This window comes from Exiguobacterium sp. SH3S1 (assembly GCF_004337105.1).
Lineage (GTDB): Bacteria > Bacillota > Bacilli > Exiguobacteriales > Exiguobacteriaceae > Exiguobacterium > Exiguobacterium aurantiacum_A.
Map to the genome: position 1 here is coordinate 161,525 of NZ_SJUW01000004.1, position 26,989 is coordinate 188,513.

Below are 26,989 nucleotides of genomic sequence, written 5' to 3' on the forward strand. Positions count from 1 at the left end.
TCCCGAAACGTAGCATCGTCAATCCTTTGAACGTACAAAAGCCGTCCGAGGACGGCTAAAGTCATGTATTGAATTTTCCGATCAACGTCTGCAGATCGCCCGTCATGTTCCCGAGTGACTCGGCGACGCCGTTCAACTCTTGGATCATCGCGAGCTGTGAATCGGCTGTCTCGCCGACCGAACGCATCGTCTGCGCCATCTGTTCGCTCTCGGTCGCAATCCCGAGGGCGGCCGTGGCGACTTGTTTTGTCGTCAAAGCGATCTCGTTTGAGGCGACACGAATATGTTTCGTGTTCTCAACCGACGTCTCGAGTTGGACGACGATTTGTTGGAACGCGTTTGTCGCTTTCTCCAACAGTTTCGTATTCGCCTCGACCCGCTTCGCACTGAGTTCGTGCCTTGCGAGCACGGCGTTCGATTGGACTTGGATCGATTCGATCAACCCGGCAATCCGTGTCGCCGACTGTTTCGACTGCTCGGCGAGTTTCCGGACTTCTTCGGCGACGACGGCAAACCCTTTGCCTTGTTCACCGGCCCGGGCCGCTTCGATGGCCGCGTTCAAGGCGAGCAAGTTCGTCTGGTCCGTGATTGATTGGATGACTTCCGTGATCAAGGCGATCTCGTCCGACTGATGTTTCAACGCCGCAATCGATTCCCCGGTCATTCGTGTCTCGGTTTCGAGGGCGAGCACTTCTTGTTTCGCTTGTTGAATCGTCTCGTCCCCTTGTTCGGCGAGCTTTAGACTCATCGCGACGTCTTCGCTGATCGTCCCGATTGAACGAGCGATCTGTTCGACGCCTTCATCGGCCGCAGCGACCGCTTTGGCACTGCCCGTCGCTTCTTTCGCTTGTTGAATCGTCTCTTCGACGACCGCCTCGATCATCCGCGTCGTTTCTTCAGTTTGCGACGACATCTCTTCCGTGCTGGCGTAAAGCTCTTCCGATTGCGCCGTGATCTCTTGGGCGTTACGGTTCACTTCATTGATCAACTCACGCAAGTTGCCTTTCATTTGGTTGAAGCCGACCATGAGCTGCCCGATCTCGTCACGCGTCAGCGCGTCCAAGTCGGCGCGTGTCAAATCGCCATTCGCGACGACGGCGACTTCGTCTGACAACATCCGAAGCGGAACGGTCACCATTTGTTTCAAGGCGTAACCGGCACCGACCGTCAAGAGTAGGATGAAAATCGCGATACCCTCCGAGTACAAGAGTGCCTTCTCACCTAACTTTTCAAGTCTTCGCTGCTGCTCAAACATCTCCGCCTCTGACTCGGCTTGTAACCGCTCGCCCGTCTCCGTGATTGACGCTGTCACATCCGGCATGAGTCGAAGCGCGAGTCGGTCGATCGACTCTTCGTCCCCTTCATCGATTGCTGCAATCAATTGGGCGGCTAACTCATCATAGCCGGTTGCGTAGGCTAAAAGATTCTCAAGTTCTGTCTGCTCTTCTTCTGTCTCGGCAAGCTCAATGAGTGTCTGAATCGCCTGTTTCTTGTCTTCTGACCCACGTTGCTCTGCTTCGAGACGCGAGTCCTCTTGCTCGAGTATGTAACCCCGAAGTCCATACGCCTGACGCGTCATGCCGAGCGACAGGTCGTCGGCCGCCTTCATCTTCATCACGTCATGGCTGATCATGTCTTCATACTGAGTCGTCATATTTTGAAGCGTCCATAAGTTATAACCCATGCCGAACGCGACGAACAATAAAATAAGTCCGATACCACTAAATAATTTTTGCGTTAATGACAGTGTTTTCAATCGTTTCATCTCTTTTGAGGAACACGTCCTCTCCCACCTCTACTTCTCTCTAATTTTGTATTGCCACTCTTATATCGGATGACGAAACCTAATATGTACCAAATAAAAGAAGTCTGACTTCTTATTGACTACCTTTATCAGTTTTATGTTCCAATTTTTGTCACAATTAAAGACCACAGTCGTTTGACTGTGGTCCTGTCTCATAACTTGAACTGTGACACGCGATTCGATAGTTCGGTCGCCCGCTGTTCTGTCTCGTTCATCCGCTGTTGGACATCGTTGAACCGCTCGACGGACAGTTGGACTTTCTCTGAGATCGACTGCGTTCCGTCGGCTCCTTCTGTCACGGTCGTCGCGACTTCTTGGATGACGTGCAAAATGCTATCCGTCATATGGCGGAGCTGCAGCGCGTTCGTCTCGAACGTGTTCGCCGTCTTGCCGAATACGGTCGCGTCCTCTTCGTACTGCGTTGCCGATTCCTCGAGCCGGTCGTAGTCGGTGAGCACGTTCGTGTTCAAGAACGTGAGCATATCCGCCGAGCTCGTATTGAGCCGTTCGACCGAATCGATGACCGTATTCGACACCGCTTGAATCTCGTTCACGGTTTGACGAGAGTTCTCGGCGAGTTTGCGGATCTCTGACGCGACGACGGCAAATCCTCGTCCGGCGTCACCAGCCCGTGCCGCCTCGATCGATGCGTTCAAGGCGAGCAGGTTCGTCTGGTCGGCAATTGTGAGGATCGCACTCGTCAAGACGCGGATCTCTTCGACCGACTTGGCACCTTTGATCGCCTCATCGAGCTCGATGCGTTTTTTCTGGATGATGGCGTTCGCTTCCGTCTTCGAGGCGATGGCTTGCGTACGCATCGTATGGGCACGACGCTCGACGTTTTCTGCCGTTTTGGCACTATCGTTCGAGAGTTCGACGATCGTATCGATCGAGCTGCCCATCTCGGTCGTCGAGGCACTCATCTCTTGCGACGAAGCGGCCGTCTCTTCCATCCCGGCCGTCAGTTCTTCGACCGTACCTGACGTTTCTTCCATATAACGGCTCAGTTGGGTCACTTCCGCGGCGACTTCTTGCGACGACGTGAGCACGACTTTCGCCGTCTCGTCGACATCAATCATAATCTCACGAAGCGAGGCGAGGAAGACGTTGAATGAACGGCTCACTTGCGCGATCTCATCGCTCGACGTGACCGGGATCGACATCGTCAAATCTCCGCCTTGTGATGCCAGTTCATCGAATTTCGTCTGAAGCATCCGCATCGGCTTGATGATTGAACGAAGTAGACTCATCCCGAGGAACAAGAGGATGACAAACGCCCCAACCGTCACGGCAAGTAAGGCGATGAGCGCTTGTTGAAACTTGCGTTCCATGTCCGCCCCGACTTGCCGCGAGCCTCCTGAGTTGTAATCGACGAGTTCGGTCAGGCGTTGCGTAAAGTTATCATATGTAGACTGAGACTGGGCATCGTAGTACGAGCGGGCCATACCGTTGTTGCCCGATGTACTAAAGATGAGCATGTTGTCTGACACGCGTTGATACATCTCCCATTGGCGGGCGAAGTTCGTAAACAGTTCTATGTCCGTCTCGCCTGACGCTGTCGCCTCATATTTCGGCGCGAGTTCATTGATTCGGGTCCGAATCTCTTTCAGTCTCGCCATCAGTTCTTCTTTCCCGGCCGCGTCCTCGGTCACGATATGCTCGAGTTCGAGCGCACGATAGTTCGCGGCGAGCGTGTTCAGTTCGTGGGCGTAGTCGAGCCCTTTATTCCAGTTGTTGACGATATCGTCGCCTTGACGGTTCGCGTCGGCGAGTGACAACAGCGAGTAGCCGCCGACACCGGCGACCATGACGAGCGCGAGGATGACGAGCCCCCATAACTTTTGACGAATCGTCAGGCCTTTACTTGAAGGCGCGGATGTCTCTACTTTTTGTCGTCTCCGTTGTTTCGGTTTCCATGTAAAGCGGCGGGTATCGATGCGACGCAGGTTCAACCGACGTACAGCCGCTGTCCATTTTTCTTTCCATGCCATGTATGTATTCCCCTCTCAAGTACAACGTTTCATTCTTTATCGTCTTGAAATTGAGAAGTTTAAAGCGGATTGACCAAAATAAAAAAAGGTGACTGAAAACTCAGTCACCTTCCGGGTTCGATTATTGGATGTTCAACACCGTCTCGGTGCCTTCAATCATCTTGATTTCGGTCCACTTGACGACGTTTTTGCCGAGCGGGTCGTTCGCGACCATGAAGTCGGCGAGCGCTTGCACTTTCGCTGGGTCGACCGGTTGTTTGACGTTGTTCAAACGGAAGCGGGCAACTTTGTTAAACGTGTCCAAAAAGGCGATCTCTAGTTTTGTCTCAGTCATGGTTCATTTCCTCCTTAGAATGTGAGTCGATTAGGCTAAGTCGTATTCGCGGACGACCGACACGGTGAAATCTTCATGTTCGAGAAGATCGAGCATGAGCTGACCATATGAGTCGGCAACATCTGCCGTGAGCGCTGAACGAATCGGACCGAACCGTTGCGTCTTCTTCGTCGGTTTCAAACTTTCGAGGTCATGGTGCGTCGTCAGGACGAGCGTGGCTTTCTTTTCTGTCAGCTGTGCCATAGGGGATGGCTCCTTTCGGGGAGTGGTTACGATTCAGACGGATAGGTGGAGTCCAGACGTTCGAGCAGCTGAATCATCCGCTCGAGACGTGTCTCGATCCGGTGGAGCAGATAGAGCGAGACGACGATCGGGAATCCGAGATTTGAGATGAGTTCGGGCCAGCTCATGTGACCACCTGCTCATCGTGCCGATTGTGAGCGGCGGGACGAGGGGGTATTAGCATAAGTGGGAGCCTCCAATTTAGACGGTCACGTGGAATTCACGCGACACGACGTACGTAGCGGATTCGACCGCGAGTAACGGGATCAACAAGTCGCCAAACTGTTTGATCTCCTCGGTCTCCATCCGCGCACCGAGCGGACCGAAGCGGACGAGCTGACGTTTTTCCTTGCCGTCAACGAGCCGTTTCGTGTCGAGATAAAAAACGCTTGCGTATTCTCGATACACTGCCATATGTCTCACCTCCTTCGCCCTTATTAACCGACACTAAAACCGTTTTGCTCAAAAACCGCAAATTTTCTAACCGTGACTTTTGAACCACATCATCAAGCAGTCGTTATATCTGCCTCAAATCATTCCTATGACTTGCATCGCCATACCATTTAGGGTATTTTTATAGACGTTGTGTAAATTTCACAACCGCATCGAAAGTCCCATAAATTCATTTCCACGCTTTCAAAAAATGAACAGTTAATTTTTTGAAAATAGGGTACTATACGAGGGAGGGTACTACCACCCGGCAGACTTGAAGAAGGAGCTAACACTAGATGAACAACTTAGACATCACACTCGCCACGCCAATTCCTTCCGCTCAATTTGAAGTTGACACGATCGATTTAACGTTCTTTGCGACCGAATGGGATGCATATCGTCCCGAACTAGGTAAACCATTTCAATATAACGGACGCCATTTAATTGTCTATCCGCTTAAAGAATTGAGTCGCGCCTTCACTGTCGCCGGCATCCCACGCAGCCAGCAACAGTTGATCAAATGGGAGACGGACGGCGTCTTACCGCCGACCCCGTTCACGATGGGACGCAAACGTTTTTATACGGAAAATCAGATTCGGACAATCATCGATATTGCTTTGGAATGTGGATTACGACCACGTACGCACGTCAGAAAGACTAACTTTTCAGATCAAGTACATGTAGAATTGACGTACATACTCCAATACGAATTAGCCGAGCGAGAAAGTTCACTCGCATGAGCACCCAAAAAGCCTTTCCCGACGACACGTTGATCGTCGGGAAAGGCTTTTTGAGTTGAACTCGATTTGAGTCTATTTTTATAACCGTTCCCGGGACATCATCAAGGCACACGGGGGCACGGTCACCGTGACGAGTGACCTCGGTGTCGGGACGACGATTCAGATTGACCTGCCACAATGAAAACAAGGATTCGCTCAACGGAGCGAATCCTTGTTTTCATTGTTATAAGCTTCAATCCACGCCTCGAGCTCATCAATCGGGAGCGGACGCGAGAAGTAATACCCTTGCATCTCGTCACAGCCAAGCAAACGGAGCGCGTCGTGCTGCTCGGTCGTCTCGATGCCTTCGCAGACGGTCTTTAAACTGAGGCCGCGGGCGAGCTCGATGATCGATTGGACGATGACGTTTCCGGTCGGGTCGTTCTCCGTCGCTTGGATGAACTGACGGTCGATTTTGATCTCATGGATCGGATAATGCTTTAAATAGACGAACGCCGAGAAACCGGTCCCAAAGTCATCGATCGAGATCGAGAAACCTTGCTTGCGGAAGGCGATGAACCGTTCGATGACGTGCTGCTGATTCTCCATTCCGACGCTCTCCGTGATTTCAAACGTCAAATAGTTCGGGCAGACACCCATGCTTTCGACGACACGGGCGAACTTCTCAACAACGCCTTCTGATAGGAAGTGACGGGCCGACAAATTGAGCGCCAAGTGATATGTCCGGCCAGAGGCGTGCCACGCGTTCAATTGGCGGCATGCCTCCTCGAGCGCCCACTCTTCGAGGGCGATGATGACACCGGTCGACTCGGCAAGCGGGATAAAGTCGAGCGGCGGGATCAGCCCTTTTTCCGGATGGATCCAACGCATGAGCCCTTCAAAACCGTTAAGCCGTCCGGTCGACCCGTCAATTTTCGGCTGATAGTAGAGCGCAAACTCGTTCAACGCGAGCCCTTTGCGCAAATTCATCTCGAGCGTCAATCGGGCCGTCGCCTTCTCGCCCATCTTCTCTTCATAGAAGATGATGCCACCGCGTTGGACATGATGATGACTAGCGGCGATCCGTGTCGTGTGAATCATCTCGAGCGTCGAGCGCGCCTTATCCTCAATCGAGATAAAGGCACTCATCGTCAGGACGACATCCAGTTCATCGACGGTAAACGGCTCGTTCGTCACCGTCTCACAAAGCATGTCGGCAATCCCGTACGCTTTGATCCGGTCGCCGTACGGTGTCCATATGACGAACCCGGATTGAGAACTTCGGGCGATCATCGCCGGATCGACGACGAGACGGAGCCGATCTGCGATTTCCTGGATTAATTGATTGGCCTTCTCGCTGCCGAACGCGTCCTCGACAGAGCGGAACTCATCGATTCTCACGTAAATGAGTGACCCGAGGTGATGATTGAGTTCGTCCCGCATCCGGTCGACTCGTTCGATGAACGCGTTCTTATTCATCAGTCCTGTCAATTCATCCGTATAGGCGAGCCGGGCGATGTGTTGTTCGACCGACTGACGTTCGAGCCGACTATATAAAATAGCGACAAAATCGGCGAGTGTACTCACGATCAGCTCTTCGACATACGTCCACTTCCGAAGCTCGTATGTCTCACAGCAGATGACACCGCGGGCTTGTCCGTCCGCAAAGATTGGTGCGTCAAGCATCGAGTAAACCCGTTGTCCTTCGACGAAGTATTGTTGATATAAATTTTTCACCCATTCGTGCGTCCGGACATTCTCAAACAGGAGGACACGGTTCGTGCAGAGCGCATCAAAATAGACCGGCGCATCCTGACGATAGACCGTTAATGCCGGCTTGCTGATGCCTTTATCTTTTGAATACGCGACTTGACAACTGATCGAGTGTTGCGTCTCATCGAAGTGCCAGATCGAGACGGTGTCGACTTCGAGCATATCCGCGACGACTTCGCACATATAGCTGATCGCCTGCTCGACTGTCGCATCAGACACGTCCGGCATCCGTACGAGTTCGAACAGTTTCTCTTGATGTTTACGGTATGTTTGTGTTGAAAAGTTCCCCTCGATCATAGTCCCCTACCCTCGTTCAAACAGTTTTGCCTTAATGATAGCATGAAGCACAAATACGAGACCTTCCAAAATTCAACAGAAAGTCAATTTTTAATTTCCCTCTTTTTAGGAGGTATCTATCTGACAGACCTATCAAAAAATATTGACCTGCTTTTCAAGGAATATCGCTCGAATGAGTCCTTTCCACCATTGCTTCCCGGTTTCTCGGCACCGTACAATAAACGTGTATCGTTACCCGTCATGAATGACTCTATTATATTAAAGGAAGTGACTCCATGAATCACAAGTCCGGCCTCATGTACTCATTCGCCGCAATCGCCGCCGTAAGCGTCCTCGCCCAGGCCGAAGAAGCGTCCGCCGCTAGCACCCATATCGTCCGAGCCGGTGACACGCTTTGGTCGATCAGCCAACAGCATCACATCCCGCTCGCGACACTCAAGTCGATGAACAACTTGACGACCGACCGAATCGCCATCGGACAAACACTTCACTTGGCCGGATCACCGACCGTACTCACGACAACGAGCACGGCGGTAAGCAAAAATCGAGTGACGACCGCTGCATTGAACCTTCGCACCGGTGCCGGTACGAGCCATAATGTCTTGCTCACCATCCCGAAAGGTCAAGCGCTCAAACCGCTCAAGACGAGCGGTAAGTGGTCGCAAGTCACTTTTAACGGGAAGACCGGCTGGGTACATAACGATTATCTCAGTACAGCCAAGGCAGCAACGACCAAGCCGACGGCATCAACGAGCACCGTCAGCCCGACCGCCCAATCGACGTCACAGACGACCGTCAACTTGAACCTCCGGGCTTCGAAATCGACAAAGGCGAACGTACTCGTCACGATCCCGAAAGGAAAAACGGTCACGATCCTCAAAGTCGAAGGTTCATGGTCGCACATCAAATACGGTTCGACGACAGGCTTTGTCGCCACTACATACTTAAAGAAAGCCGCCGCGACGCCTTCACCGAGTCAACCTGCCACACCTTCACCGAGTCAGCCGGCGACACCGGCAGCGCCGAAAGAAGAGAGCGTCAATCAATCGTTCGTCACGACGGCGAATTTGAACGTGCGTAAAGGAGCAGGCATCGGTTTCGCGCTCGTCACGACGATCCCGAACGGCGCGACCGTGCAAGCAACGAAACAGAGCGGCACTTGGTACTACGTCACATATAACGGGAAGAGCGGTTATGTCAGTGCCGGCTACTTGAAACAGACGACGACCGCACCGAGTGCACCGGTCGCACCGAACTTAGGTGACGCCGGGGCTGGGAACACTTCGGTCGATTACGTCGTTAATACCCCGTCCTTGAACGTCCGTGCTTCTGCGTCGACGAGTTCCGCCATCGTCGGTAGCGTCAAAGCCGGCCAGACGCTCCGCGTCGTCCAGACGGCAAACGGCTGGCACCAGATTTATATCGGCAACACGACGGGCTTCGTCGCAGCCTCGTTCGTCAAAGAAGTACCGAAAGGCTCAACGACAGCACCGACATGGGTCAGCGGGTCGTTCGACTCACATACGTTCTATACAGCAAGTCCGGCCGCGATCCGCGCCCAAGCAAACGATTCGAGTCAGGTCGTCGGGTCGACGCTCCGCGGCGGACTGTTGAACGTCGTCGGCGAGACGGCGACACACTACCGCGTCAACGAGAACGGGACACAAGGCTTCGTCGCCAAAGCGTTCGTCACCCAAGTCAACGGGCAGACCGCCCAAGCAACCCGGCTCGCGACGATCGCCGTCGCGAAGAAATACGTCGGGACGCCGTACATTTGGGCGTCATCTAGTCCGGTCAACGGCGGCTTTGACTGCTCAGGCATCATCTATTACGCGTTCAATCAAGCGGGTGTCTCGATCCCGCGGACGAACGTCGCCAACTATTGGGCCGGGTCTTACTTCGGGCCGCAGCTCGACAAATCGTTCGTGCCCCAGGCCGGTGACCTCGTCTTCTTCGAGAACACGTATACGGCCGGTCCGTCCCATATGGGCATCATGATCGACGCCGATACGTTCATCCACGCCGGGACGTTTGGTCTCGGCTACAATCAAATCAGCAAAGAGCCGTATTGGAAATCACGCCTCATCGGCTATAAGCGACCGTGACCTTTGACGCATTTGAAAACCCGACCTTTGTCGGGTTTTTTTTTAGTTAGCAGGATTTCACTTGAAAGACTCGAAATGCGATATAAGATAGGAAAGGTAGAAAGGGAGTGTACGATGGGAAGCAACCGATTCGCCAAAATTCCGTACCGGATCTATACGATGGTACTTGCTGTCGCCTGCCTCGTCGGTGTGTTGTTATTCGGTCTCGGATTAAGCTATTACTGGAAAGAGAAACACGTCAGCGTCGATCAGTCCGTGACGAACTTGAACCATGCATCCGACCTTGCCGGCGTCGAGTCTTACCTTGTCCTCCACCAGGCCGCGAAACTGTACGAACTGAACTCGGGCCAGCCGACAGCGTTGTTGTCCTCGCCTTATCGCGAACGCGCGCTCCAGTATAACACCCAGCTGCTCGATGATTTCGAGACCGGGGTCCACGAACGCGAACGGGATGCCCTCCTCGCTTTTTCTGAACGACTAGAAGAGACGCTCGACGGCGAGTTGAGCGAATTCGACAACGTCCCGTTTGACGTCATCGAATCGATTGATCGGCGTTGGCTCTACCAAGGCTTAGAGCGGACCGCCCAAGCGAACACGGCCTACGAGTTGACCGATGCCGTCATGCGGATGCAGATGACGTTCGTCCAAAACGTGACAAACTTGCTGGCGGAGACGCCGGACCGAGAAAAATTAGAAGCCGAACTCGCCTCCATCGCCACTGAAGCGCGTTTACTTGAAGAGATTATCGCGACGAATCCTACTCTCCAAACGAAGTCGACCGCTGATTTAACGGAGAGCGCCCTAGCGTTGGGACGACTGACTTCGAGCGGCTCGACGCTCGAGGCGCGTTACGTCAACGGGACCAAGTTTTACGAAGACTCGCATGAAGTTCTCCAGACTATCCGCTCGTCGACCGAGTCATTGCTCCTGAAAGAACGAAACCGATATGGGACGCTCGCCGTCCTCGTCCTGCTCGCGACGCTCGTGCTTTCGACCGGGCTCTTGGCCGCGCTTTGCTATACACGTAAAATGTATGCCCATGATTTAAGTCATTTGAAAGCCCGTGCACTCGCCATCGACCCAAGCACCGAACCGGTCGAGGCGTCATTCCCGGCCAGTCATGACTTCCGTGGCATCGAGGACGAGCTCCGCGAGATTGCGGTGAGCGTCCATTCGACCGTCAACACGCTCGAGACGCAATCGAACGACCTGCTCCGCTATCACGAGCGTTGGTCGTCCCTGTTCTCAGAGACCGGTCTCGCCATCGCGTTGATCGATGATGCCTATAACTTCATCGAACGGAACGATGTGTTCGATCAGTTCTTCGGCGCCCGGAACTTGTACGAGATCAACCAGCTATTCACCAACACAGGTCGTCGCCTGTTCCAGGAAGCACTTGAAGGTGTGACCGAGCACGGGACGAGCGCCCAGTTCATTCTGCATTTAAAAGGGGAGCACGTCCGTTTCTTGAACGCGAAGATAATCCCGCTCAAGCGTGGCGAGACACTCACGTACTATTTGATCCTCGAAGATGAGACCGAACGCGTCGAGCGTGAACGGAAAGTCGATCGCCTCGTCCGATTCGACCTCGCGACCGAACTGTATAACGAATACGGTTTTATCCGAGCGTGGGAAAAACAAGACATCGATGGGACGTTCCTCTTAATCAAGTTGAACGATTTCCACCATCTCGTCGATTGGTACGATACGATTTATGCTGACCTGCTCATGACCGAGTTTGCCCGTCACGTCGAGGACCGGCTCGAGAAGTATGCGCATCACTTGTTCGGCCGCTATCGGGACGACACGCTCATGCTGTACGTCAGAGGGTTCAACACGCTCGACGAACATGAACTGATGGAGCTGTTCCCGACCGAACTGTTGATCAATCAAAAACGACAGACCGTCCACGTTCAAATCGGGGCGGCACACACGACGCCGAACTATACGGATTGTTTGTTCGAGGCGACGCGAGCACTCCAACACGCCAAAGAGACGCGGACGCCGTTCGTCTGGTATGACGCGAGCATCCTCGCCCAGCTGCAGTGGGCCGCCTTGATCGAACAGGCGCTCCCCGAGGCGATCGAGCAAGGACACATCACCGTCGCCTACCAGCCACAAGTCGAATTGACAACTGGACGCGTCGTCGGGGCCGAGGCGCTCGCCCGTTGGCAGCATCCGGATATCGGTCACGTCCCGCCGAACGAGTTCATCCGGATTGCCGAACGGTCAGACCAGATTTTATGGTTATCTCACTCGATCCTCGACCAAGTCATCAACCAGCTCGTCGCTTGGCGCGATACGTCATTCTCCGGCGTCTCGTTGTCGTACAACTTGTCTGCCCACTCGGTCGACCCGTCGATTGTCACGAAGCTGCGTGATTTGATCGAGACGTATCCGTGGCTGCCGGACCGCTTGAAAATCGAATTGACCGAGTCGGCCGACATCATGTCACATGCGAACGAGCTCGATCGGCTCGAGGACATCGCCGACCTCGGCTACTGCTTGTCGATCGATGACTTCGGCACCGGCTACGCCTCGTTCGAAGCGATTTGGCACTTACCGATTCAAGAAGTGAAGATTGACCGGATGTATGTCAGCGGGAAAGCGAAAGACAGCACATCATTCCTCCGTGCCGTCTCACGCTTCGCGAGCGAGCAGGCGCTCACATCCCTCGCCGAAGGCATCGAGACGAAGGAAGACCTCGAACGGATGATTGCCGAAGGGGTCGAGCTCGGACAAGGCTACTACTACGCCCCGGCGCTCAAACCTGACGCGTTCGAGGCTTGGGTGAACGAAAAAAAAGGACGCCCTGAGTGAGCGTCCCGATCGGCTGACGTCTAGCGCGTCAGCCTTTTTTTCGTCTGATCACGTTCAGCACGAGCTTTAAGGCAATCAAGCCGAAAATGATCGGCAAGATGACCGGAAGCGTGCCGCGCGGCAATAGACCGAACACGATGAACACCGTCATCCCGACCGCGAAAAACAGTTTGACGCCCCGGTCCGTCGTGAATTTGTCCCACTGCCAGACGAGCAAGAGCAGCGCGAGCGGTGGAAAAAAGAACGTCAGGAAAAAGAACGGCATGTTGCGCGCGTACCATGGACTCATCGAGTGATCACCTCCTCATATAACTGTTTCGTTGTTTCGTTCGTTTCAAGATTTAGATAGATCGGTTTTCCGCTCCAGTCGATGCGAATGGCTGCTGTGACGTCACGGTTGATGAAGAGAAGCACGTCTTCCTTATAAGTCGTTCGAAAGTGTCCTGTCAGTTGTGAGCTTGTAGCGGCCCCGTTCATTCGACGCTCGACGTCCGGGACGTTGGTCAATATGACATCAACAATCTCGTCATACGGCACGGTTTGCCCGTAACTGCCTTCGATGACGAGTGCCGTATCGGTGAGTGTCACCTCGGTCGGTTGGGAGAACCAAATCAAGATTCCCGGCACGACCGTGAGCAAGAGCACAGAGACGAGGACGATCGGGATGAGTTTCTTCTTCCCGCCCGGACGAAGCCGTCCCGTGTCGTCAAAAATATTCCCGTCATACTTTTGGGCGCGCCAAAGGATGACGACGATGAACAGGATGAGCACGATAAAGAGCGGCTCGATTGGGACGACGAGCCCGAACCAATCAATGAGGCCGACGATGAGAAAGATGAAGCCGATGCCGTAACACATGATACCGATCAACCGCGCGACCGGTTTGATGTCGACGCGTGCCTTGTCTGCTTCGTTCATCGTGTTATAGCCCGAGATGAGAAAATGCCACCCTAACTTGTGGACAGCAAAACCGAGGACAAACATGAGTAGTGCTGCAAATACAAGAATCCACATGGACGAGTCCCTCCTATCTCCTTCATTCTACGGGAAAACCGACCGAAATGTTTCACCGGATCATCAGACGTGCGTGAACGAAAGGTGCATGCGTATACTAGCGGTAGAATACGCAGGAGGAGGTTAGTTTATGTACCGTACCGCTAACGACTTCAAACAGGATTGGACAAAATCATCGACCGGCACGCTCGACGTGCTCCGCGCCATGACCGATGACACGCTCGGCCAAAAAATCGTCCCCGACCATAACTCACTCGGTTGGATCGGTTGGCACGTCACGACCGCCCTCGGCTACTTCACGAACTTGCTCGGTTTCCGTCTCTCAGCTTTGAAGAGCCTGACTCAGCCCGATCAAGCGAGCGTGATCGCCGACCAGTACGAACGATACGCGCAAGAAATCTCAAGCGCCGCTGACGGTTTTACAGATGACTATTTGCTAGAAGAAGTCGACGTCCACGGGAAGATGACGCCGCGTGGTGCCGTCCTCCGCATGATGATCGACCATCAGACGCATCACCGTGGTCAGATGACGGTACTTTTACGCCAAGCGGGACAACACGTTCCCGGTGTCATGGGCCCGACAAAAGAACAGACGAATCGCTAACCGCCGTCGCACTCAGCACTTATGTTATGGACCGCAACCAAAAAGACGAGACCTGTTGAAAGGTCTCGTCTTTGCTCATTTCGATGACGGTGTGTTCGTCTTGCCCTGCATGCGGCCGACGCCTTCGTACTCGACGTCTTCTGGGTCGCGCGCATACTTCCATGCGTTGCGTGCGTCAATCAACCGTTTCGTCCGCATCCCGGCGAACGCTTCCGGTTTCAAGTTGACGAGTTCGTCCCATTCCGTGACAAGAATCGCCACGTCGGCTCCTTTGAGCGCCTCTTCCGGTGTCAACGCTTGACGGTACTCCCACTTCGCGAGCGGATCGTAGCCGACGACTTCGACTTCACGTAACCGTAAGTGATTGGCGAGTGTGATCGACGGTGCGTCACGCATATCGTCCGTCCCTGGTTTAAAGGCGAGACCGAGGAAAGCGACGCGCAGGTTCGGGCGGTGTTCGATCTTCGATGCGACATAGGCGATCTGTTCATCGTTCGCTTGAATCGCCGCACGGATGACCGGCAAGTCGAGTTCGTTCTCGGCCGCGACGTTCAAGAGCGCGTTCATATCTTTCGGGAAACACGAGCCGCCGTAACCGAGACCAGCGTTTAAGTAAGAACGTCCGATGCGCGGGTCAAGCCCCATCCCGTCGGCAATCGTCGCGATGTCGGCGCCAGCTTTATCCGCGAGGCGTGACAAGTCGTTCATGAAACTGATTTTTGTGGCGAGAAACGCATTCGAGGCGTATTTGATCAGTTCGGCGTTGATCGGTGTCGTGCAAACAATCGGCACACCGAGACGGCCATAAATGCCGGCGAGTTCTTCGCTGATTTCAAGACTTCCGCTGCCGATGACGACGCGGTGCGGTTTAAGGACGTCGGCGAGCGCACGCCCTTCTTGTAAGAATTCTGGCATGACTGCGAACGTGTGGAATGGATACATGATGCTAAGTAAGTCGGTCGTTCCCGGTGGCACGGTGCTGCGGATGACGATTTTTTGCTTCGTGTTGATCTCAGACAAAGCGGCATCGACGAACGTCATGTCGCAGCTGCCATCTTCCTTGCTCGGCGTACCGACAGCCAAGAACAAGTAATCGACATCATTTGTGTCGGCGGTGTTATCCGTAAGTGTGATCGAGTCTGCATAGTCTTGGAGCACTTCTGCCATACCCGGCTCGTGAAACGGTGCGTGGCCGCTCATGAGGCGGCGCAGTCTCGGTTGGTCTTTCTCGACACCGATGACTTCATGTCCCGCTTTTGCAAGGCCACACAGGGTGGCTAATCCGACATACCCTAAGCCGATGATTCCAAATTTCACGCTAGTTCCTCCTTAAATAATCTATCTTCAACTGTAGCGAAAAGTCGTCTTAAAGGGAAGCCTCTAACACTCTCGCAATGTTGTCTGCTATAATTGGTCAAAATGATGCTAGAAAGGACTAACCGCATGGGCTTGCTCGCTTTCTTTTTGATCACGTTATTCATCTATTACTGGTTTCCGGTCCGGGGGGGACTGCGAACCTTGTTGCTCATCCTCGTCATGATCAGCGGATGGTTGTCCATCTTTGAAATTGTCGCGATTCTCGAAGCCCGTCCTTGGGTGGCCGCTCCGATTTTCCTCGTCCTCGGTCTTGTGATTTGGAAATGGCGGAAAAATCAACAGCTTGAAGACAAGAAGAGCGTTTGACGACAGTCGAACGCTTTTTTCTTTTTGCACTTATTCCACGAATCTGCCGAAACTCCTGCTTTTTCGATATGTATGACGCGTGAACATTCGCTGTGATAAATGTGGTTCAATATCTAGCTGTCGATTCGATTTCTTGAAAGTATGCTCGCGTTGTCGCTTCGTTTTCGAGTCGAAACAGGAATAGTCAAAGAGAGTCTAGGAAAAGAGGGGTGTCTATGACGATCATGACGTTCATCACGGCCGCATGCGTGGCGAGCACGCTCAGCCTCGTGTCCATCTGGTTCGCCGAACATCCGGTCGAGCCGATCAAACTACAAGTCTTCGCGACCGTCTTATATTTACTGTTCGTCGGCTCGAGCGTCTACTACTACAACTTGGAACAAGACAAGCTACACGTCAGCGCCGACTTAGCTGAGGTCGAGGCGAACTACGACGAATCCCTGCTCGCCCTCGAGGAACAACATGCCGACGCCCTCGCCTGGCAAGCGATTCAAATCGAGCGGGACGTGACCGAGAAACTCGAGGCACGCCTTGCCGTCCGCGAAGACACGATGAAAGACAACTTGTTTCAAAAAGTGTTCGATCTAGAAGAAGTCATCAAGACACAACGGACCGAGATTTACGCGCTCGAAGACGAATTGCGGGAAGCGCACGCCTTGAACGAACAACTCGAAAGTGAACTAGCCGCCCTCCAAGACGACGCAGTCGCCACGGCCGACGAGACGGATGCGTTCTTCGAGGTGTACGGCTCCTGCACCGATTTGAACGCGGTCTATCCGGACGGTGTCCCACTCGAACACGACGCCTATTTACTGTCGTTCGACACCGATCTTGACGGCATCGCCTGCGGACAGAGCGACACCCAGTAGACGTGAGGGTGTCGCTTGTTCATTCTTTCGGCATCTCGACTTGTTCCCCCGCCTCAATCTCACCAGACATGACCCGCTCCATCTCCTCTAAGCTGAACGCGTCGAGCAACTTGATCCCGTTCACATACACGGTCGGCACGTATTCGACGCCGAGGTCACGCGTATAGAGCCGTGCGTTTTGAATCCCCGCGTCGACTTGCGGCGCGAGCAGAGCTTCCGCGTCCACATCGAACGTTTCCGCGAGCCGTTGGACGTACGCCTCCGTACCAAAGTCCGAGACCGTCTCGGCGTCGAGCCCGATGTGGCGTTGCAACGCATAGTACCGTTCCGGCATCACTTGTTCCGCATTCGCATCGACACTAGCGAGCAGTTGCGACTGCTCATTCAACAAGACGAGCGGCTGTCCTTTGAACGTCGCCTCTCCCGTCTCGATCCACCGCGACTCGATCTCCGGCAAGACGCTCTCCATCCATTTTTTGCACCATGGGCAACTGTAGTCAAAGACGAAGACGATCTCGTGATCTCCGGTCTCGCCGAGCGCGACCTTATCTTCGAGCGGGAGCTCGTACCTCGTATATGTAAACTGCTCTCCCCGTTCATCCGACTCGCTTGTCCCGCAAGCCGCCAACATCGTCACACCTAATAGAATCAATAGTAAACGTTTCATGCTCACCCTCCGTATGTTCATTTATTCACATATGTCTGTTATACCACGCCTCCTATGAAAATTCGAGTGACGTTCTGTTGACACTCCCCGGGCCAAACAAAAAGAAGCGCTTCGATTCTATTCAGAACCTTCACGCTTCGCGCTCCATAATCACATCGTTCCCCGCTTGTCCCATCCCGACGAAGCCATGCTTTCTGTAAAATGAAATGGCGTGCTCATTCGTCTTCTCGACGTGTAGCCGGATCAACTGCTTACCTTGCTGCGCCGCTTCATCGAACAGTCTGACCAACAAATCATGCCCGCTCCCTTTCGGCGCCTCCGGCAAGACACATATATGGCTGATAAAGGTGACGTCGGTATCGAAGTAGGCCGCAAGGAGGCCGATCAACCGGTCATCGTCCCACAGTTCGAACGATGTCGCCCGGTCATGCAGCTTGCGCGCATATTCGTGCAAGTCGATCCTCTCCGACAGTGCCGTCGGGAACAAGGCATCACACGCCTCGAGGTGGGCCTCGTAGTCGGCGACCGACCCGCGGCCGAGCGTGATCATACTTCCTCCAAGACGGCGACACCGAAGCCGTCGCGTCCGAAGGCGTTGCCGTTATACAACAAATACTGCCGCCCGTTCATCTCGAACACGTGCGGGTAACATTCCATTGCTGAATCCCACCCCGAGTCGCTCCGCTCGAAACCGAGCGAGGCGTCGTCGCGCGTCCACTGCATGAGGTCGTCGGAATAAGCGTAACCGAGCCGGTAGCCGCGCGTCGGGTCGTCTCGGAAGCCGAACGTGTCACGGAAACAGAACACCATGTGATAGCGGCCACCCGCCTCGAACACGGTCGGGAGCGCCTGGCTCTCGTCTGGAATCACATCAGCGACGATGCGGCCGTGCCGGGTGAACGTGCGCCCGTCCTCGGACGTCGCGAGCGCGATCTTGTACGTCCGTTCGGCGACGCCGTCCGGGCCCGTCTTCCACGTCGTACCGTAAATGTAGTACATATACAGCTTATCTTTCGTGAAGACGAACGGGTCCCCGACGAGGAACGGCTCATCGACACTCGCCGATAGCACCGGCCCGTCACCGAGCCGCTCGAACGTATGCCCGTCGTCATGACTGACCGACAGGCCGATCCCCGTCTCGACCGACACTGACTCGCGTCGGCTCCAGCCGCTCGTATATCCGTACAGGCCCGTGTCCGTCCGCGTGACGTGGAACGGGAAGATGCCGTGCTCATCGAACGTGCCCAGTTTTCCGAGCGGGATGACCGGGTCGTGCGATACGGCGATCACTTCGAACGACGGTGTCATATCGACGTAACGGATATGGCTCTTGAACGTCCCGTCCGTATCCGGCTCCCGGGTCGAGAAGTAGATGCGGACGAAGTCGTCGAAGACGAGTGCTTGCGGTGATTGAGCGAACGCTGAATAGTCTCCGAAAAAGCCGTGCGGCTTGGGATCGAAAATATGCCCGAGTTTCCGCCACTTCATGTCGTTTCCTCCTTCCGCTCGGCGATGCCGAAACCGGCCCGTCCGACCTCGTTGCCGAGATAGAGCAGATAACGCTTCCCGCCGACGACGAACGTGTGTGGATAGGCGACCATCTCGTCGTCAAACCCGACGTCTGAGCGGGTGAAGCGCATGACGTCATCGTCGCGCGTCCAGTTCAACAAGTCCTGAGACGACGCATAGCCGAGCCGATACGTCCGTTCGGGATTCTTCCGGTAATCGGTCGCGTCGCGATAACAGAAGAACATATGGTACGACCCGTTCTCATAAAACACGTCTGGGCTCGCCTGTGCCTCGTCCGGGATGATGCTCTCGATCAAGTCGCGCTCTTGTTTCACCCAGTTCACGCCGTCGGCTGACGTGGCGAGACGGATCTTGTACACCGGTTCCGGTTTACCTTCGTGCATGAGCCACTCCCGGCCCGCGATGTAAAACAAGTACCACGTGTCTCCAAAGCGCCGGATTTTCGGCCCGCTCAAGACGAACGGTTCATCGAGCGTATACGACAAAACCGGTCCCGGCCCGATCCGCTCGAACGTCTTGCCACCGTCCCGACTCACTGCTTTGCCGATAGTGACGTTGAACGGGACCGACGTACAACGTGTCCAGCCGCCGTAGTAGGCGTGTACCTCGTCCCCGACGTCGATCGCCGAGAACGGATAGATGCCGAACTCGTCGAACGTGCCCCGCTCCCCGAGCGCAAGCGCTGGCTGTTCGCTCACGCGCAAAATCGAGAAGTCTCGTTTATCGACGTCGACGTAAGCGCTATAGCTGACGTAGCGGCCATCAATCGGTTTCGGCCGGCAACTGAAATAGATGCGCAAATACGTATCGCGCTCGAGCACGGACGGCGCCTGTGCGAATGCATCCATCCAATCGATGTCGGTATCTCGTTCCGGACTGAACAGCAAGCGCCGGTTCGTCCATTCGTACGTCGTGTTCGTCGTCTTCGTCGTCTCAGCCATTCCCCGTCACCCTTTCGCGTACATCTTGTCGTAGTAGTGTGCATAATCCCCGGAAACGATGTGGTCGACCCAGTCAGGATGCGTGACGTACCAGTCGACCGTCTCCCGCAAGCCTTGGTCGAACGTGTAGGCCGGACGCCATCCGAGCTCGGTCGTGATCTTCGTGTTGTCGATCGCGTAGCGGCGGTCATGCCCGGGACGATCGGCGACGAATGTGATCTGGGAGTCATCTTTACCGAGCAGTTCTAAAATTAAGCGGACGATCGTCACGTTCGCCTGTTCATTGTTGCCGCCGATGTTATACACGTCGCCGTCGCGTCCGCGCTCAGCGACCGTCCAAATCGCCACGCAATGGTCTTTGACGTGGAGCCAGTCACGGATCTGTTGACCGTCACCGTACACCGGGAGCGTCTCCCCGCGCTCGGCGCGTTGGATCATGAGCGGGATCAGCTTCTCAGGGAATTGGTATGGCCCGTAATTGTTGCTGCAACGCGTAATATTGACCGGGAGGCCGTACGTCTCGTGATAGGCCCGGACGATGAAGTCGGAGCTCGCTTTCGAGGCCGAGTACGGACTGTTCGGGGCGAGCGGGGTCGTCTCGGTGAAGAACCCGTCTGGCCCGAGCGTCCCGTACACCTCGTCGGTCGAGACGTGGACGAATTTGACGCCTTCCGAATAGTCACGTGAGTGTTTATCGTCAGGACGTAAATTCCAGTGCCGCTTCGCCGCGTCTAACAGTACTTGTGTCCCGAGTACGTTCGTCGTCAAGAACACGTCCGGTTCGACGATGCTCCGGTCGACGTGCGACTCGGCCGCGAAGTGGATGACGCGCGTCACGTCATACGTCGCAAACACGCGTTCGACCGTCTCGCGGTCCCGGATGTCACCTTTGACGAACACGTAACGCGGGTCGTCGATGTCTTGTAGCGTCTCGAGGTTACCGGCGTACGTGAGCGCGTCAAGGTTGACGATACGCCACTGCTCGTTTTCCAGAAGCATCTTTATGAAGTTTGATCCGATGAACCCGGCTCCGCCAGTTACGAGTAAAGTCTTCATGCTCGACACGCTCCTCTTCAAGAAGTGATAGGATATACTGCCCGTAATCCGTCATCTTTAACGTTTGGCCGATATCGCGGAGCTCGGTCGACGTGATGAACCCGCGGCGCCAGGCGATCTCCTCGAGACAGGCGATATAGTAACCTTGCCGCTCCTGCACCGTCTGGACGAACACCGACGCCTTGATCATCCCTTCCGGCGTCCCCGTATCGAGCCACGCCATCCCGCGTCGGAACAAGACGACGTTCAAATCACCGGCCTCGAGGTACATCTGGTTGATCGATGTGATCTCGAGCTCGCCGCGCGGGGACGGCTGGACTTGTTTGGCGTACTCGACGACACGGTTGTCATAGAAGTAGAGACCAGGCACGGCATAGTTCGACTTCGGCTGCGCCGGTTTCTCTTCGATCGAGATGACGCGGCGATTATCATCGAACTCGACGACACCGAACGCGCGTGGGTCCTTGACCGGATATCCGAACACGGTCGCCCCCGTCTCGCGTTGTTTCGCGTCACGTAAGAATTGCGTCAAATCCTGTCCATAAAAGACGTTATCACCGAGGATGAGGCAGACCGAGTCGTCGCCGATGAAGTCCGCACCGAGGATGAAGGCGTCGGCGAGACCGACTGGTTTGTCTTGCACTTTATACGTGATCGACAACCCGAGCTGATGTCCATCCCCGAACAACCGCTCATAGCCATCGATGTCTTTCGGTGTCGAGATGAGCAGAATGTCTTGGATCCCAGCGAGCATCAAGACCGACATCGGATAGTAGATGAGCGGCTTGTCGTAAATCGGGAGCAACTGTTTCGAGACGGCTTTCGTCATCGGATAGAGCCGTGTCCCATTACCGCCTGCTAAAATGATTCCTTTCATGTCCGGTTCCCTCCTTCAATAATCAAGTCGCAAATCCGGTCGACCATCTCGAGCGTCATGTCCGGATAGAGCGGCAGCGTCAAGATGCGGTCGGATACATATTTCGCGTTCGGCATGTGGGCGTCGAACGCGTAACAACTAAAATCGGTGACGAGCGGATAAAAGTACTTCCGGGCGAAGATGCCGTGCTCGGCGAGCCAAGCCATCATCTCGTCGCGGTGGCGCCGGTCACCTTTGAACAGCACCGGGTAGTAGGCGTAGTTCGAGACGGTGTCGTCGCCTCGGCGGTTCAAGCGAATCGTCGGGATTCCCCTGAGCCGTTCATCATAGCGTTCGACGATGGCGCGCCGTTTCATGACGTCGTGCTCGAACCGCGGCAAGTTACAGCGCCCCATCGCCGCCTGGAACTCGTTCATCTTGGCGTTGCCCCCGACCGATTCGACCGCTTCGGGTCCGGTGATGCCAAAGTTGACGGCCTGTTCGATGGCGGCGTGAAAACTCGCCTCATTGTAGGCGAGCGCACCGCCCTCGATCGTATGGAATACTTTCGTCGCATGGAAACTGAACATGCTCATGTCTCCATATGTGGCGATGCTCCGTCCTTGATACGTGACCCCGAACGCATGGGCCGCATCGTACAGCACTTTCAACCCGTGCCGTTTGGCGATGCGGTCAATCTCGTCGACGTGGCAAACGTTGCCGTACACGTGCACCGGAAGGATGGCCGACGTCTTGTCGGTGATGAGCGACTCGAGCTGCGAGACGTCTAGCGTATAGTCGAGCGGATTGATGTCACAAAAGACCGGTGTCAGTCCTTTTCGGACGAGCGCATGCGTCGTCGAGGCGAACGTGAACGGTGTCGTGATGACCTCGCCCGAGAGGCCGAGGACGTCGATCGCCGTCTCGAGCGCCAAATGTCCGTTCGTCAGGAGCGAGACGTGCTCTGTACCGAGCACTTCCGTCAATTCTTCTTCGAGTGCGCGGACGTGTTCGCCGCGATTGCTGAGCCAGCGGCTGTCCCAGAGCGGCCGGATCATCTCGACGTACGCCTCGAACTCAGGCATCGCCGGACGTGTCACGGGGATCGGCGGCGACAGATCGTGTTTCGGTAAGTTCATCTAGTCCCTCTCCTTCTATTAAGTCAAGTTAGCGTGTAGGCGTTCAGCAGCTCGCGGACTTTCGGTTTCGAGTTGAACATGAGCACATCGATGATCGACAAGTTCGGTGTGAACGGTTCATTGAATTGCCGGTATGTGACCGGGTCCATCTTAATGAAGTCGAGCTCGACCCCGGCTTCGGCGAACATCGCTTTATCGTATAAGGCCGTGCCCCCGATCGCGTTGATGTAATGGTCCGCATCTAAATGTTCACAGATGGATAAAACGAGATGCTCACATTTCGCATTTTTGTTGTTCGTGAGCTCCGACGAATAGAGGATTGATGTGTCGAGTCCGACATAGTCACGCACCTCACTCAAGAGACGCCCTAAGTACGCGGCGACGTTCCGCTCCTCGTCTTTCATGATCCGCTCGACCATCGGCATGACGTCCGCAAAGTGTGGCGCGTGCTGATAGGCGTGACGGATGAGACGTAACTGGGAGTGCCGCTGCTTCGAATCAAGCACACGGTCATGCTCATTGATCAAACGCAATTGGGACATGTGCTCGACCGGCATTAAAATCGGCTTCGTTTTACCCTCGAGCAGGATCGTGTTGCGATGGATCCAGCCCCCTTTAATGAACTGGACATCGTCAAGGATGACGAACGTGTCGACCGCGGCCATGAGTTGGAAGTAGCCGAGGTATGGAAAATAGTAAGGTTGCATGATTGCCAGTTTCAAGTTTACGACCCCCTTATATCAGTTGCCGCGACCGAAGCCGAATCAACAGTTCGGTGACGATCGGATGCCGCACCATCAAGTAAGGACGAATCCGCTCTTTCCCGACGAAACGGTCAAGGTAGCGATCGTATCGTGGTGACTTTAAAGCGGCATAGTCTCGTCTCAGCCGGTGCAGCCCGACCTCGAACGAGATGCGGGAAAGTTCCATCTCCTGATGATACTGTCCGTTTGAATACGCATCGAACGTATCGATGAAGCGGATGAACGCCTCGTGACGCGCGATATCCCGCTCGAGGTCCCCTTCGTTCCAGATCGTCGTCGCCGATCCTGCGACGCCATATCGGTAGACGCTCATCACCTCGGGCATATAGTAAGCGTAGCCATGACTCGCGACGTACAGTTTCATCGCCCCGTCTTTTGCCGGCGCATCGCTCAACCAGTCCGGCCCGCCCATGATCAGCCTGTTTCGGTACAACATCGACATCGTCGGGATGAACCCGAGCAGTTGCAGCTCACCGGCGTTGTACGTCCGTGCTTCAAACGACGCATACTTCCGGTTCTCAGGCATCCATGGAATGACGCGCCAATCCGTATGCAACGTGTCGTCCGTCTCAACGTAGGCGTCGTGGAAGCAAAGCGTGCAGTCGGGATTTGCTTCCATGTAGTCGACTTGCTTTTGCAGCTTGTGCGGGTCGATCCAGTAGTCGTCACCGTCACAGAGGGCGACGTATTTGCCGCGGGCCCGCTCTTCGTTCAACAAGTTGACGAACACGCCTTTTGAGTACTGATTCTCCGTCTGATAAATGACCCGGATCTTGTCGGGGTGAAGACGTTCGTAACTTCGGACGATCTCGGCCGTCCGGTCCGTCGACGCATCCTCATGGATCAGGATCTCGAAGTCGAAATCCGTCTCCTGCATGAGGAATCCTTCGATCGTCTGACCGATATACGCCTCATGGTTATAGGTGATGCAGTTGATACTGACCATGATCATCGCGTTTCCTCCTCACAGCACTTCGGTTTCAGCTCGGGCGACGGTATCGGCGTACGTGTCGGGCTGGCCCGGGTCGAACGGTTCGTTCACCCACATGATGGTGACGAGGTCGGTCGTGCCGACGTTCTCGATATTGTGGACGTATCCAGGCGGGATCTCGACGACTTCGAGCGTTTCCCCGCTCACATGGAACGTCATGACTTCCGTGTCGTCGACCAACCGGAGCCGGATGACACCTTCTCCGCTGACGACGAGGAATTGCTCATGCTTCGTATCGTGCCAATGTTCCCCTTTTTTGATGCCGGGCTTGGCGACGTTGACGGACACTTGCCCCCGGTCCGGCGTCTTCAAGAACTCGGTGAACGAGCCGCGCGCGTCGCGGTGCATCAGGAGCGGAGTCACCATCCGCTCTCTCGGCAAGTAACTCGTGTACGTGCTATACAGCTGTTTCGTGAACGCGTCCGACAAGTCCGGTACGCTGTGCGCCGCCCGCATCGTCTCGAACGCCTCGAGCGTCCGGACGACGTCGAGCAGGGAGATCTCATGCGACGGAACCGTCGGATAGAGCGCGACGTCCGTCGTCAACGTGTCAAGAAACGAGGCGACGACATCATCGACGTGGGCGAGCGTGAGCAACCGCTCAGGGTCGTTCACCGTGACCGTCTCGCCGCGCGAGATCTGATGACAGAACGTCGTGACGGCGCTGTTATAAAACGGGCGCCCCCACTTCCCGAACACGTTCGGCAAGCGGAACAAGTGGACCCGTGTCCCAGAGCGTTCGCTGTAGACGACGAGCACGTTTTCCGCGTCACGCTTGCTGCGGCCGTAGTCGTTGTCTTGCGTCGCCTGGATCGACGAGGCGAACACAATCGGGACCGGGTTGTATGACAACAGCTCCGTCGCGATGACCTCGGTCAAATCGACGTTACCGGTGATGAATTCGTGCGGGTCTTCCGGCCGGTTGACGCCGGCGAGATGGAAGACGAAGTCGGCCGCTCGGAGCATCCGGCTGCGTTCAGCGAAGTGTGTCTCCTGCGTGACCTTAAGGACGTTGTGCCCTTCCTGTTCAAGTGCGTGCGTGAGGTGTTTTCCTAAAAAGCCGCTTGCTCCGGTGACGACGATATCCATGACAATCCCTCCTTTCGTTGAGTAGACGGCGTGACGTGAAGCGTCACCCATTTGTCCGGATGATCGAGCAGCCGGAGCATCGTCGGCACGTCTTCAAACCGAAGGATGAGACTGCCGAGTGCTTTGTTCGCCCCTTCGAAGCGCGGGATATCCGCACCGATCGCGTAGGCCAAATTCGATTTGACGATCGTGTACCCTTTGGATGCGAACGTGAGTCCGATAAAACGGCCTGATACTTGGCTGCCGAGCATGAAGTAACTCGACGGCGTCGTGACACGTTTCATTTCCAGTTCGACCGGTCGTCCGAGCGCGAGGTCGATCGTCGCGCTCACCATGTCGACGCCGGTCGCCTGTTCGATGATCTGCGGGATATAGTTGCCGCCGTTACGGGGGCCGATGTCCATCAAGTAGACGTCACCTTTACTGACGAAAATGTCGAAGTTGAGCGGACCGTTCTTCAGCCCGACTTTCGTGATCATGCATTGAAGCGTGGCGTGGACTTTCGCTTGGACGCGGTCCGGTTGGACGCTCGGGAAGCTCGCAGCGATGGGCGCGAACGGGTTGACGCCTTTCACGTTGAAATGGCTGTTACCGAAACAACGAAAGACGAGTTTCCCGTCGACGACGAACCCGTCTCCGGCGACTTGATAGCCGTCACGTTTGACGAACTGTTCGACGACGATTTCCCCGCCCGGTGACACCTCGAAGGCGGCGGCTAGCTTTTCGCGAATCCTCCTGGGCGTATCCGACGAGGTGATGCGGCTAATCCCTTTGCTCCCCGACGAGTCGGCTGGTTTGACGACGTACGTCCCACGCAGCGTCGACAGTGCCAAAACGGCCGTTTCGAATTCGGTGAAGGCGTATGCCTCAGGTGTCGGGAAGCCGTTCGCTTTCAAGAAGGCGCGGAACTTGACTTTATTCGTCAACGTCTCGACCGTCTGGAACGGGTTCGTGACGAGTCCGAGCGCTTCGCCGACGTAAGCCGCCGTGCGAGCGGCCGGGTCTGACGCGTAAGCGATGATCCCGTCAATCTGTTCCTCGCGTGCCACTTCGAGCACGCGTTCGCGGTCGAGTGTACTGACGCAGTAATAACGGTCAGCGACGTTTCGCCCCGGATTGTCCGGCAAGAAATCGCACAGGATCGTGAAGATCCCTTTCTCTTTCGCCTTTAAAATGACGGGCGTTTGATGCATCGCTCCTCCTAACAGCATGAGCTTCACCATGTCGTT

27 protein-coding genes are annotated in these 26,989 nt (G+C 55.1%); 6 read left to right on the forward strand and 21 right to left on the reverse strand.

Annotation, left to right across the window (positions count from 1 at the left end):
* Positions 1-61: 61 nt before the first annotated feature.
* From EVJ26_RS06465 to EVJ26_RS06490, 6 genes are all read right to left on the reverse strand, one after another.
* The gene (locus EVJ26_RS06465; RefSeq protein WP_236635518.1) at positions 62-1,756 is read right to left on the reverse strand and encodes a methyl-accepting chemotaxis protein; all 1,695 of its coding nucleotides are present in this window, start codon (positions 1,754-1,756) and stop codon (positions 62-64) included.
* A gap of 200 nt (positions 1,757-1,956) precedes the next feature.
* Complete coding sequence (locus tag EVJ26_RS06470; protein ID WP_131470108.1) at positions 1,957-3,795, reverse strand: methyl-accepting chemotaxis protein; 1,839 nt, start codon at positions 3,793-3,795, stop codon at positions 1,957-1,959.
* 121 nt (positions 3,796-3,916) lie between these two features.
* Positions 3,917-4,129 carry a DUF2922 domain-containing protein gene (locus EVJ26_RS06475; protein ID WP_071398188.1) on the reverse strand — a complete coding sequence of 71 codons (213 nt, stop codon included), beginning with the start codon at positions 4,127-4,129 and terminating at the stop codon, positions 3,917-3,919.
* 30 nt (positions 4,130-4,159) lie between these two features.
* Positions 4,160-4,372, reverse strand: coding sequence for a hypothetical protein (locus EVJ26_RS06480; protein ID WP_131470109.1), 213 nt, complete (start codon positions 4,370-4,372; stop codon positions 4,160-4,162).
* Between the two features lie 26 nt (positions 4,373-4,398).
* Positions 4,399-4,539 (reverse strand): YvrJ family protein, encoded by a 141-nt coding sequence (locus EVJ26_RS06485; RefSeq protein ID WP_016510821.1) that lies wholly within the window; start codon positions 4,537-4,539, stop codon positions 4,399-4,401.
* 73 nt (positions 4,540-4,612) lie between these two features.
* Complete coding sequence (locus EVJ26_RS06490) at positions 4,613-4,825, reverse strand: hypothetical protein (protein WP_131456407.1); 213 nt, start codon at positions 4,823-4,825, stop codon at positions 4,613-4,615.
* Positions 4,826-5,139: 314 nt separating this feature from the next.
* On the opposite strand from EVJ26_RS06490, the gene EVJ26_RS06495 reads away from it, so the two are divergent.
* Positions 5,140-5,583 (forward strand): MerR family transcriptional regulator, encoded by a 444-nt coding sequence (locus EVJ26_RS06495; protein WP_131456405.1) that lies wholly within the window; start codon positions 5,140-5,142, stop codon positions 5,581-5,583.
* Between the two features lie 195 nt (positions 5,584-5,778).
* On the opposite strand, the gene EVJ26_RS06500 is transcribed toward EVJ26_RS06495, so the two are convergent.
* Positions 5,779-7,632 (reverse strand): sensor domain-containing phosphodiesterase, encoded by a 1,854-nt coding sequence (locus EVJ26_RS06500; RefSeq protein ID WP_131470110.1) that lies wholly within the window; start codon positions 7,630-7,632, stop codon positions 5,779-5,781.
* A gap of 275 nt (positions 7,633-7,907) precedes the next feature.
* Between EVJ26_RS06500 and EVJ26_RS06505 the strand changes: the two genes are divergently transcribed.
* Positions 7,908-9,737 carry a C40 family peptidase gene (locus EVJ26_RS06505; RefSeq protein WP_236635519.1) on the forward strand — a complete coding sequence of 610 codons (1,830 nt, stop codon included), beginning with the start codon at positions 7,908-7,910 and terminating at the stop codon, positions 9,735-9,737.
* A gap of 114 nt (positions 9,738-9,851) precedes the next feature.
* Positions 9,852-12,557 (forward strand): EAL domain-containing protein, encoded by a 2,706-nt coding sequence (locus tag EVJ26_RS06510; protein ID WP_131470111.1) that lies wholly within the window; start codon positions 9,852-9,854, stop codon positions 12,555-12,557.
* Positions 12,558-12,585: 28 nt separating this feature from the next.
* On the opposite strand, the gene EVJ26_RS06515 is transcribed toward EVJ26_RS06510, so the two are convergent.
* Positions 12,586-12,846 carry a hypothetical protein gene (locus tag EVJ26_RS06515; protein WP_131470112.1) on the reverse strand — a complete coding sequence of 87 codons (261 nt, stop codon included), beginning with the start codon at positions 12,844-12,846 and terminating at the stop codon, positions 12,586-12,588.
* Positions 12,843-13,571 carry a DUF3784 domain-containing protein gene (locus tag EVJ26_RS06520; protein WP_131470113.1) on the reverse strand — a complete coding sequence of 243 codons (729 nt, stop codon included), beginning with the start codon at positions 13,569-13,571 and terminating at the stop codon, positions 12,843-12,845. The genes EVJ26_RS06515 and EVJ26_RS06520 overlap by 4 nt, the downstream gene beginning before the upstream one ends.
* Before the next feature lie 130 nt (positions 13,572-13,701).
* On the opposite strand from EVJ26_RS06520, the gene EVJ26_RS06525 reads away from it, so the two are divergent.
* On the forward strand, positions 13,702-14,175 hold the full coding sequence (locus EVJ26_RS06525; protein WP_131464283.1) for a DinB family protein: 474 nt from the start codon (positions 13,702-13,704) through the stop codon (positions 14,173-14,175).
* Positions 14,176-14,250: 75 nt separating this feature from the next.
* Here EVJ26_RS06525 and EVJ26_RS06530 read toward each other — a convergent pair whose 3' ends face one another.
* A complete protein-coding gene (locus tag EVJ26_RS06530; protein WP_131456397.1) occupies positions 14,251-15,492 on the reverse strand; it encodes a UDP-glucose dehydrogenase family protein in 1,242 nt (413 codons plus the stop codon).
* Between the two features lie 126 nt (positions 15,493-15,618).
* Here EVJ26_RS06530 and EVJ26_RS06535 point away from each other — a divergent pair, with 126 nt between their 5' ends.
* Positions 15,619-15,858: a hypothetical protein gene (locus tag EVJ26_RS06535; protein WP_070328462.1), complete on the forward strand. Its 240-nt coding sequence runs from the start codon at positions 15,619-15,621 to the stop codon at positions 15,856-15,858.
* A 215-nt stretch (positions 15,859-16,073) separates the two neighbouring features.
* Positions 16,074-16,727, forward strand: coding sequence for an excalibur calcium-binding domain-containing protein (locus EVJ26_RS06540; RefSeq protein WP_131470114.1), 654 nt, complete (start codon positions 16,074-16,076; stop codon positions 16,725-16,727).
* A gap of 19 nt (positions 16,728-16,746) precedes the next feature.
* Here the strand turns inward: EVJ26_RS06540 and EVJ26_RS06545 are convergent, their stop codons facing one another.
* The 11 genes from EVJ26_RS06545 to EVJ26_RS06595 all read right to left on the reverse strand — a co-directional run bounded on the left by EVJ26_RS06545 (position 16,747) and on the right by EVJ26_RS06595 (position 26,983).
* Entirely contained in the window at positions 16,747-17,394 is a 648-nt protein-coding gene (locus EVJ26_RS06545) for a thioredoxin domain-containing protein (protein ID WP_161567609.1), read from the reverse strand.
* A 130-nt stretch (positions 17,395-17,524) separates the two neighbouring features.
* Positions 17,525-17,944: a GNAT family N-acetyltransferase gene (locus EVJ26_RS06550; RefSeq protein ID WP_131470116.1), complete on the reverse strand. Its 420-nt coding sequence runs from the start codon at positions 17,942-17,944 to the stop codon at positions 17,525-17,527.
* A complete protein-coding gene (locus EVJ26_RS06555) occupies positions 17,941-18,882 on the reverse strand; it encodes a glycoside hydrolase family protein (protein ID WP_131470117.1) in 942 nt (313 codons plus the stop codon). Before EVJ26_RS06555 ends, EVJ26_RS06550 begins: the two co-directional genes overlap by 4 nt.
* Positions 18,879-19,865: a glycoside hydrolase family protein gene (locus tag EVJ26_RS06560; RefSeq protein WP_131470118.1), complete on the reverse strand. Its 987-nt coding sequence runs from the start codon at positions 19,863-19,865 to the stop codon at positions 18,879-18,881. Before EVJ26_RS06560 ends, EVJ26_RS06555 begins: the two co-directional genes overlap by 4 nt.
* Before the next feature lie 6 nt (positions 19,866-19,871).
* The gene (rfbB, locus tag EVJ26_RS06565) at positions 19,872-20,921 is read right to left on the reverse strand and encodes a dTDP-glucose 4,6-dehydratase (protein ID WP_131468736.1); all 1,050 of its coding nucleotides are present in this window, start codon (positions 20,919-20,921) and stop codon (positions 19,872-19,874) included.
* Positions 20,824-21,798, reverse strand: coding sequence for a glucose-1-phosphate thymidylyltransferase RfbA (gene rfbA / locus EVJ26_RS06570; protein ID WP_131470119.1), 975 nt, complete (start codon positions 21,796-21,798; stop codon positions 20,824-20,826). Before rfbA ends, rfbB begins: the two co-directional genes overlap by 98 nt.
* Positions 21,795-22,916, reverse strand: a complete 1,122-nt coding sequence (locus EVJ26_RS06575) for a DegT/DnrJ/EryC1/StrS family aminotransferase (RefSeq protein WP_131456383.1) — start codon at positions 22,914-22,916, stop codon at positions 21,795-21,797. The genes rfbA and EVJ26_RS06575 overlap by 4 nt, the downstream gene beginning before the upstream one ends.
* Positions 22,917-22,939: 23 nt before the next feature.
* Positions 22,940-23,638, reverse strand: coding sequence for a WbqC family protein (locus tag EVJ26_RS06580; RefSeq protein ID WP_236635520.1), 699 nt, complete (start codon positions 23,636-23,638; stop codon positions 22,940-22,942).
* A gap of 13 nt (positions 23,639-23,651) precedes the next feature.
* Positions 23,652-24,632 carry a glycosyltransferase family 2 protein gene (locus EVJ26_RS06585; RefSeq protein WP_131470120.1) on the reverse strand — a complete coding sequence of 327 codons (981 nt, stop codon included), beginning with the start codon at positions 24,630-24,632 and terminating at the stop codon, positions 23,652-23,654.
* A gap of 12 nt (positions 24,633-24,644) precedes the next feature.
* A complete protein-coding gene (locus EVJ26_RS06590) occupies positions 24,645-25,760 on the reverse strand; it encodes a polysaccharide biosynthesis C-terminal domain-containing protein (protein WP_131470121.1) in 1,116 nt (371 codons plus the stop codon).
* Positions 25,724-26,983 (reverse strand): ATP-grasp domain-containing protein, encoded by a 1,260-nt coding sequence (locus EVJ26_RS06595; RefSeq protein ID WP_131470122.1) that lies wholly within the window; start codon positions 26,981-26,983, stop codon positions 25,724-25,726. Before EVJ26_RS06595 ends, EVJ26_RS06590 begins: the two co-directional genes overlap by 37 nt.
* Between the last annotated feature and the right edge of the window lie 6 nt (positions 26,984-26,989).

Coding starts and splice junctions, on each gene's coding strand:
- EVJ26_RS06470 (WP_131470108.1), bottom strand. CDS start 3,795: ATGGCATGGAAAGAAAAATGGACAGCGGCTGTACGTCGGTTGAACCTG.
- EVJ26_RS06475 (WP_071398188.1), bottom strand. CDS start 4,129: ATGACTGAGACAAAACTAGAGATCGCCTTTTTGGACACGTTTAACAAA.
- EVJ26_RS06480 (WP_131470109.1), bottom strand. CDS start 4,372: ATGGCACAGCTGACAGAAAAGAAAGCCACGCTCGTCCTGACGACGCAC.
- EVJ26_RS06485 (WP_016510821.1), bottom strand. CDS start 4,539: ATGAGCTGGCCCGAACTCATCTCAAATCTCGGATTCCCGATCGTCGTC.
- EVJ26_RS06490 (WP_131456407.1), bottom strand. CDS start 4,825: ATGGCAGTGTATCGAGAATACGCAAGCGTTTTTTATCTCGACACGAAA.
- EVJ26_RS06495 (WP_131456405.1), top strand. CDS start 5,140: ATGAACAACTTAGACATCACACTCGCCACGCCAATTCCTTCCGCTCAA.
- EVJ26_RS06500 (WP_131470110.1), bottom strand. CDS start 7,632: ATGATCGAGGGGAACTTTTCAACACAAACATACCGTAAACATCAAGAG.
- EVJ26_RS06505 (WP_236635519.1), top strand. CDS start 7,908: ATGAATCACAAGTCCGGCCTCATGTACTCATTCGCCGCAATCGCCGCC.
- EVJ26_RS06510 (WP_131470111.1), top strand. CDS start 9,852: ATGGGAAGCAACCGATTCGCCAAAATTCCGTACCGGATCTATACGATG.
- EVJ26_RS06515 (WP_131470112.1), bottom strand. CDS start 12,846: ATGAGTCCATGGTACGCGCGCAACATGCCGTTCTTTTTCCTGACGTTC.
- EVJ26_RS06520 (WP_131470113.1), bottom strand. CDS start 13,571: ATGTGGATTCTTGTATTTGCAGCACTACTCATGTTTGTCCTCGGTTTT.
- EVJ26_RS06525 (WP_131464283.1), top strand. CDS start 13,702: ATGTACCGTACCGCTAACGACTTCAAACAGGATTGGACAAAATCATCG.
- EVJ26_RS06535 (WP_070328462.1), top strand. CDS start 15,619: ATGGGCTTGCTCGCTTTCTTTTTGATCACGTTATTCATCTATTACTGG.
- EVJ26_RS06540 (WP_131470114.1), top strand. CDS start 16,074: ATGACGATCATGACGTTCATCACGGCCGCATGCGTGGCGAGCACGCTC.
- EVJ26_RS06545 (WP_161567609.1), bottom strand. CDS start 17,394: ATGAAACGTTTACTATTGATTCTATTAGGTGTGACGATGTTGGCGGCT.
- EVJ26_RS06550 (WP_131470116.1), bottom strand. CDS start 17,944: ATGATCACGCTCGGCCGCGGGTCGGTCGCCGACTACGAGGCCCACCTC.
- EVJ26_RS06555 (WP_131470117.1), bottom strand. CDS start 18,882: ATGAAGTGGCGGAAACTCGGGCATATTTTCGATCCCAAGCCGCACGGC.
- EVJ26_RS06560 (WP_131470118.1), bottom strand. CDS start 19,865: ATGGCTGAGACGACGAAGACGACGAACACGACGTACGAATGGACGAAC.
- rfbB (WP_131468736.1), bottom strand. CDS start 20,921: ATGAAGACTTTACTCGTAACTGGCGGAGCCGGGTTCATCGGATCAAAC.
- rfbA (WP_131470119.1), bottom strand. CDS start 21,798: ATGAAAGGAATCATTTTAGCAGGCGGTAATGGGACACGGCTCTATCCG.
- EVJ26_RS06575 (WP_131456383.1), bottom strand. CDS start 22,916: ATGAACTTACCGAAACACGATCTGTCGCCGCCGATCCCCGTGACACGT.
- EVJ26_RS06585 (WP_131470120.1), bottom strand. CDS start 24,632: ATGATCATGGTCAGTATCAACTGCATCACCTATAACCATGAGGCGTAT.
- EVJ26_RS06590 (WP_131470121.1), bottom strand. CDS start 25,760: ATGGATATCGTCGTCACCGGAGCAAGCGGCTTTTTAGGAAAACACCTC.
- EVJ26_RS06595 (WP_131470122.1), bottom strand. CDS start 26,983: ATGGTGAAGCTCATGCTGTTAGGAGGAGCGATGCATCAAACGCCCGTC.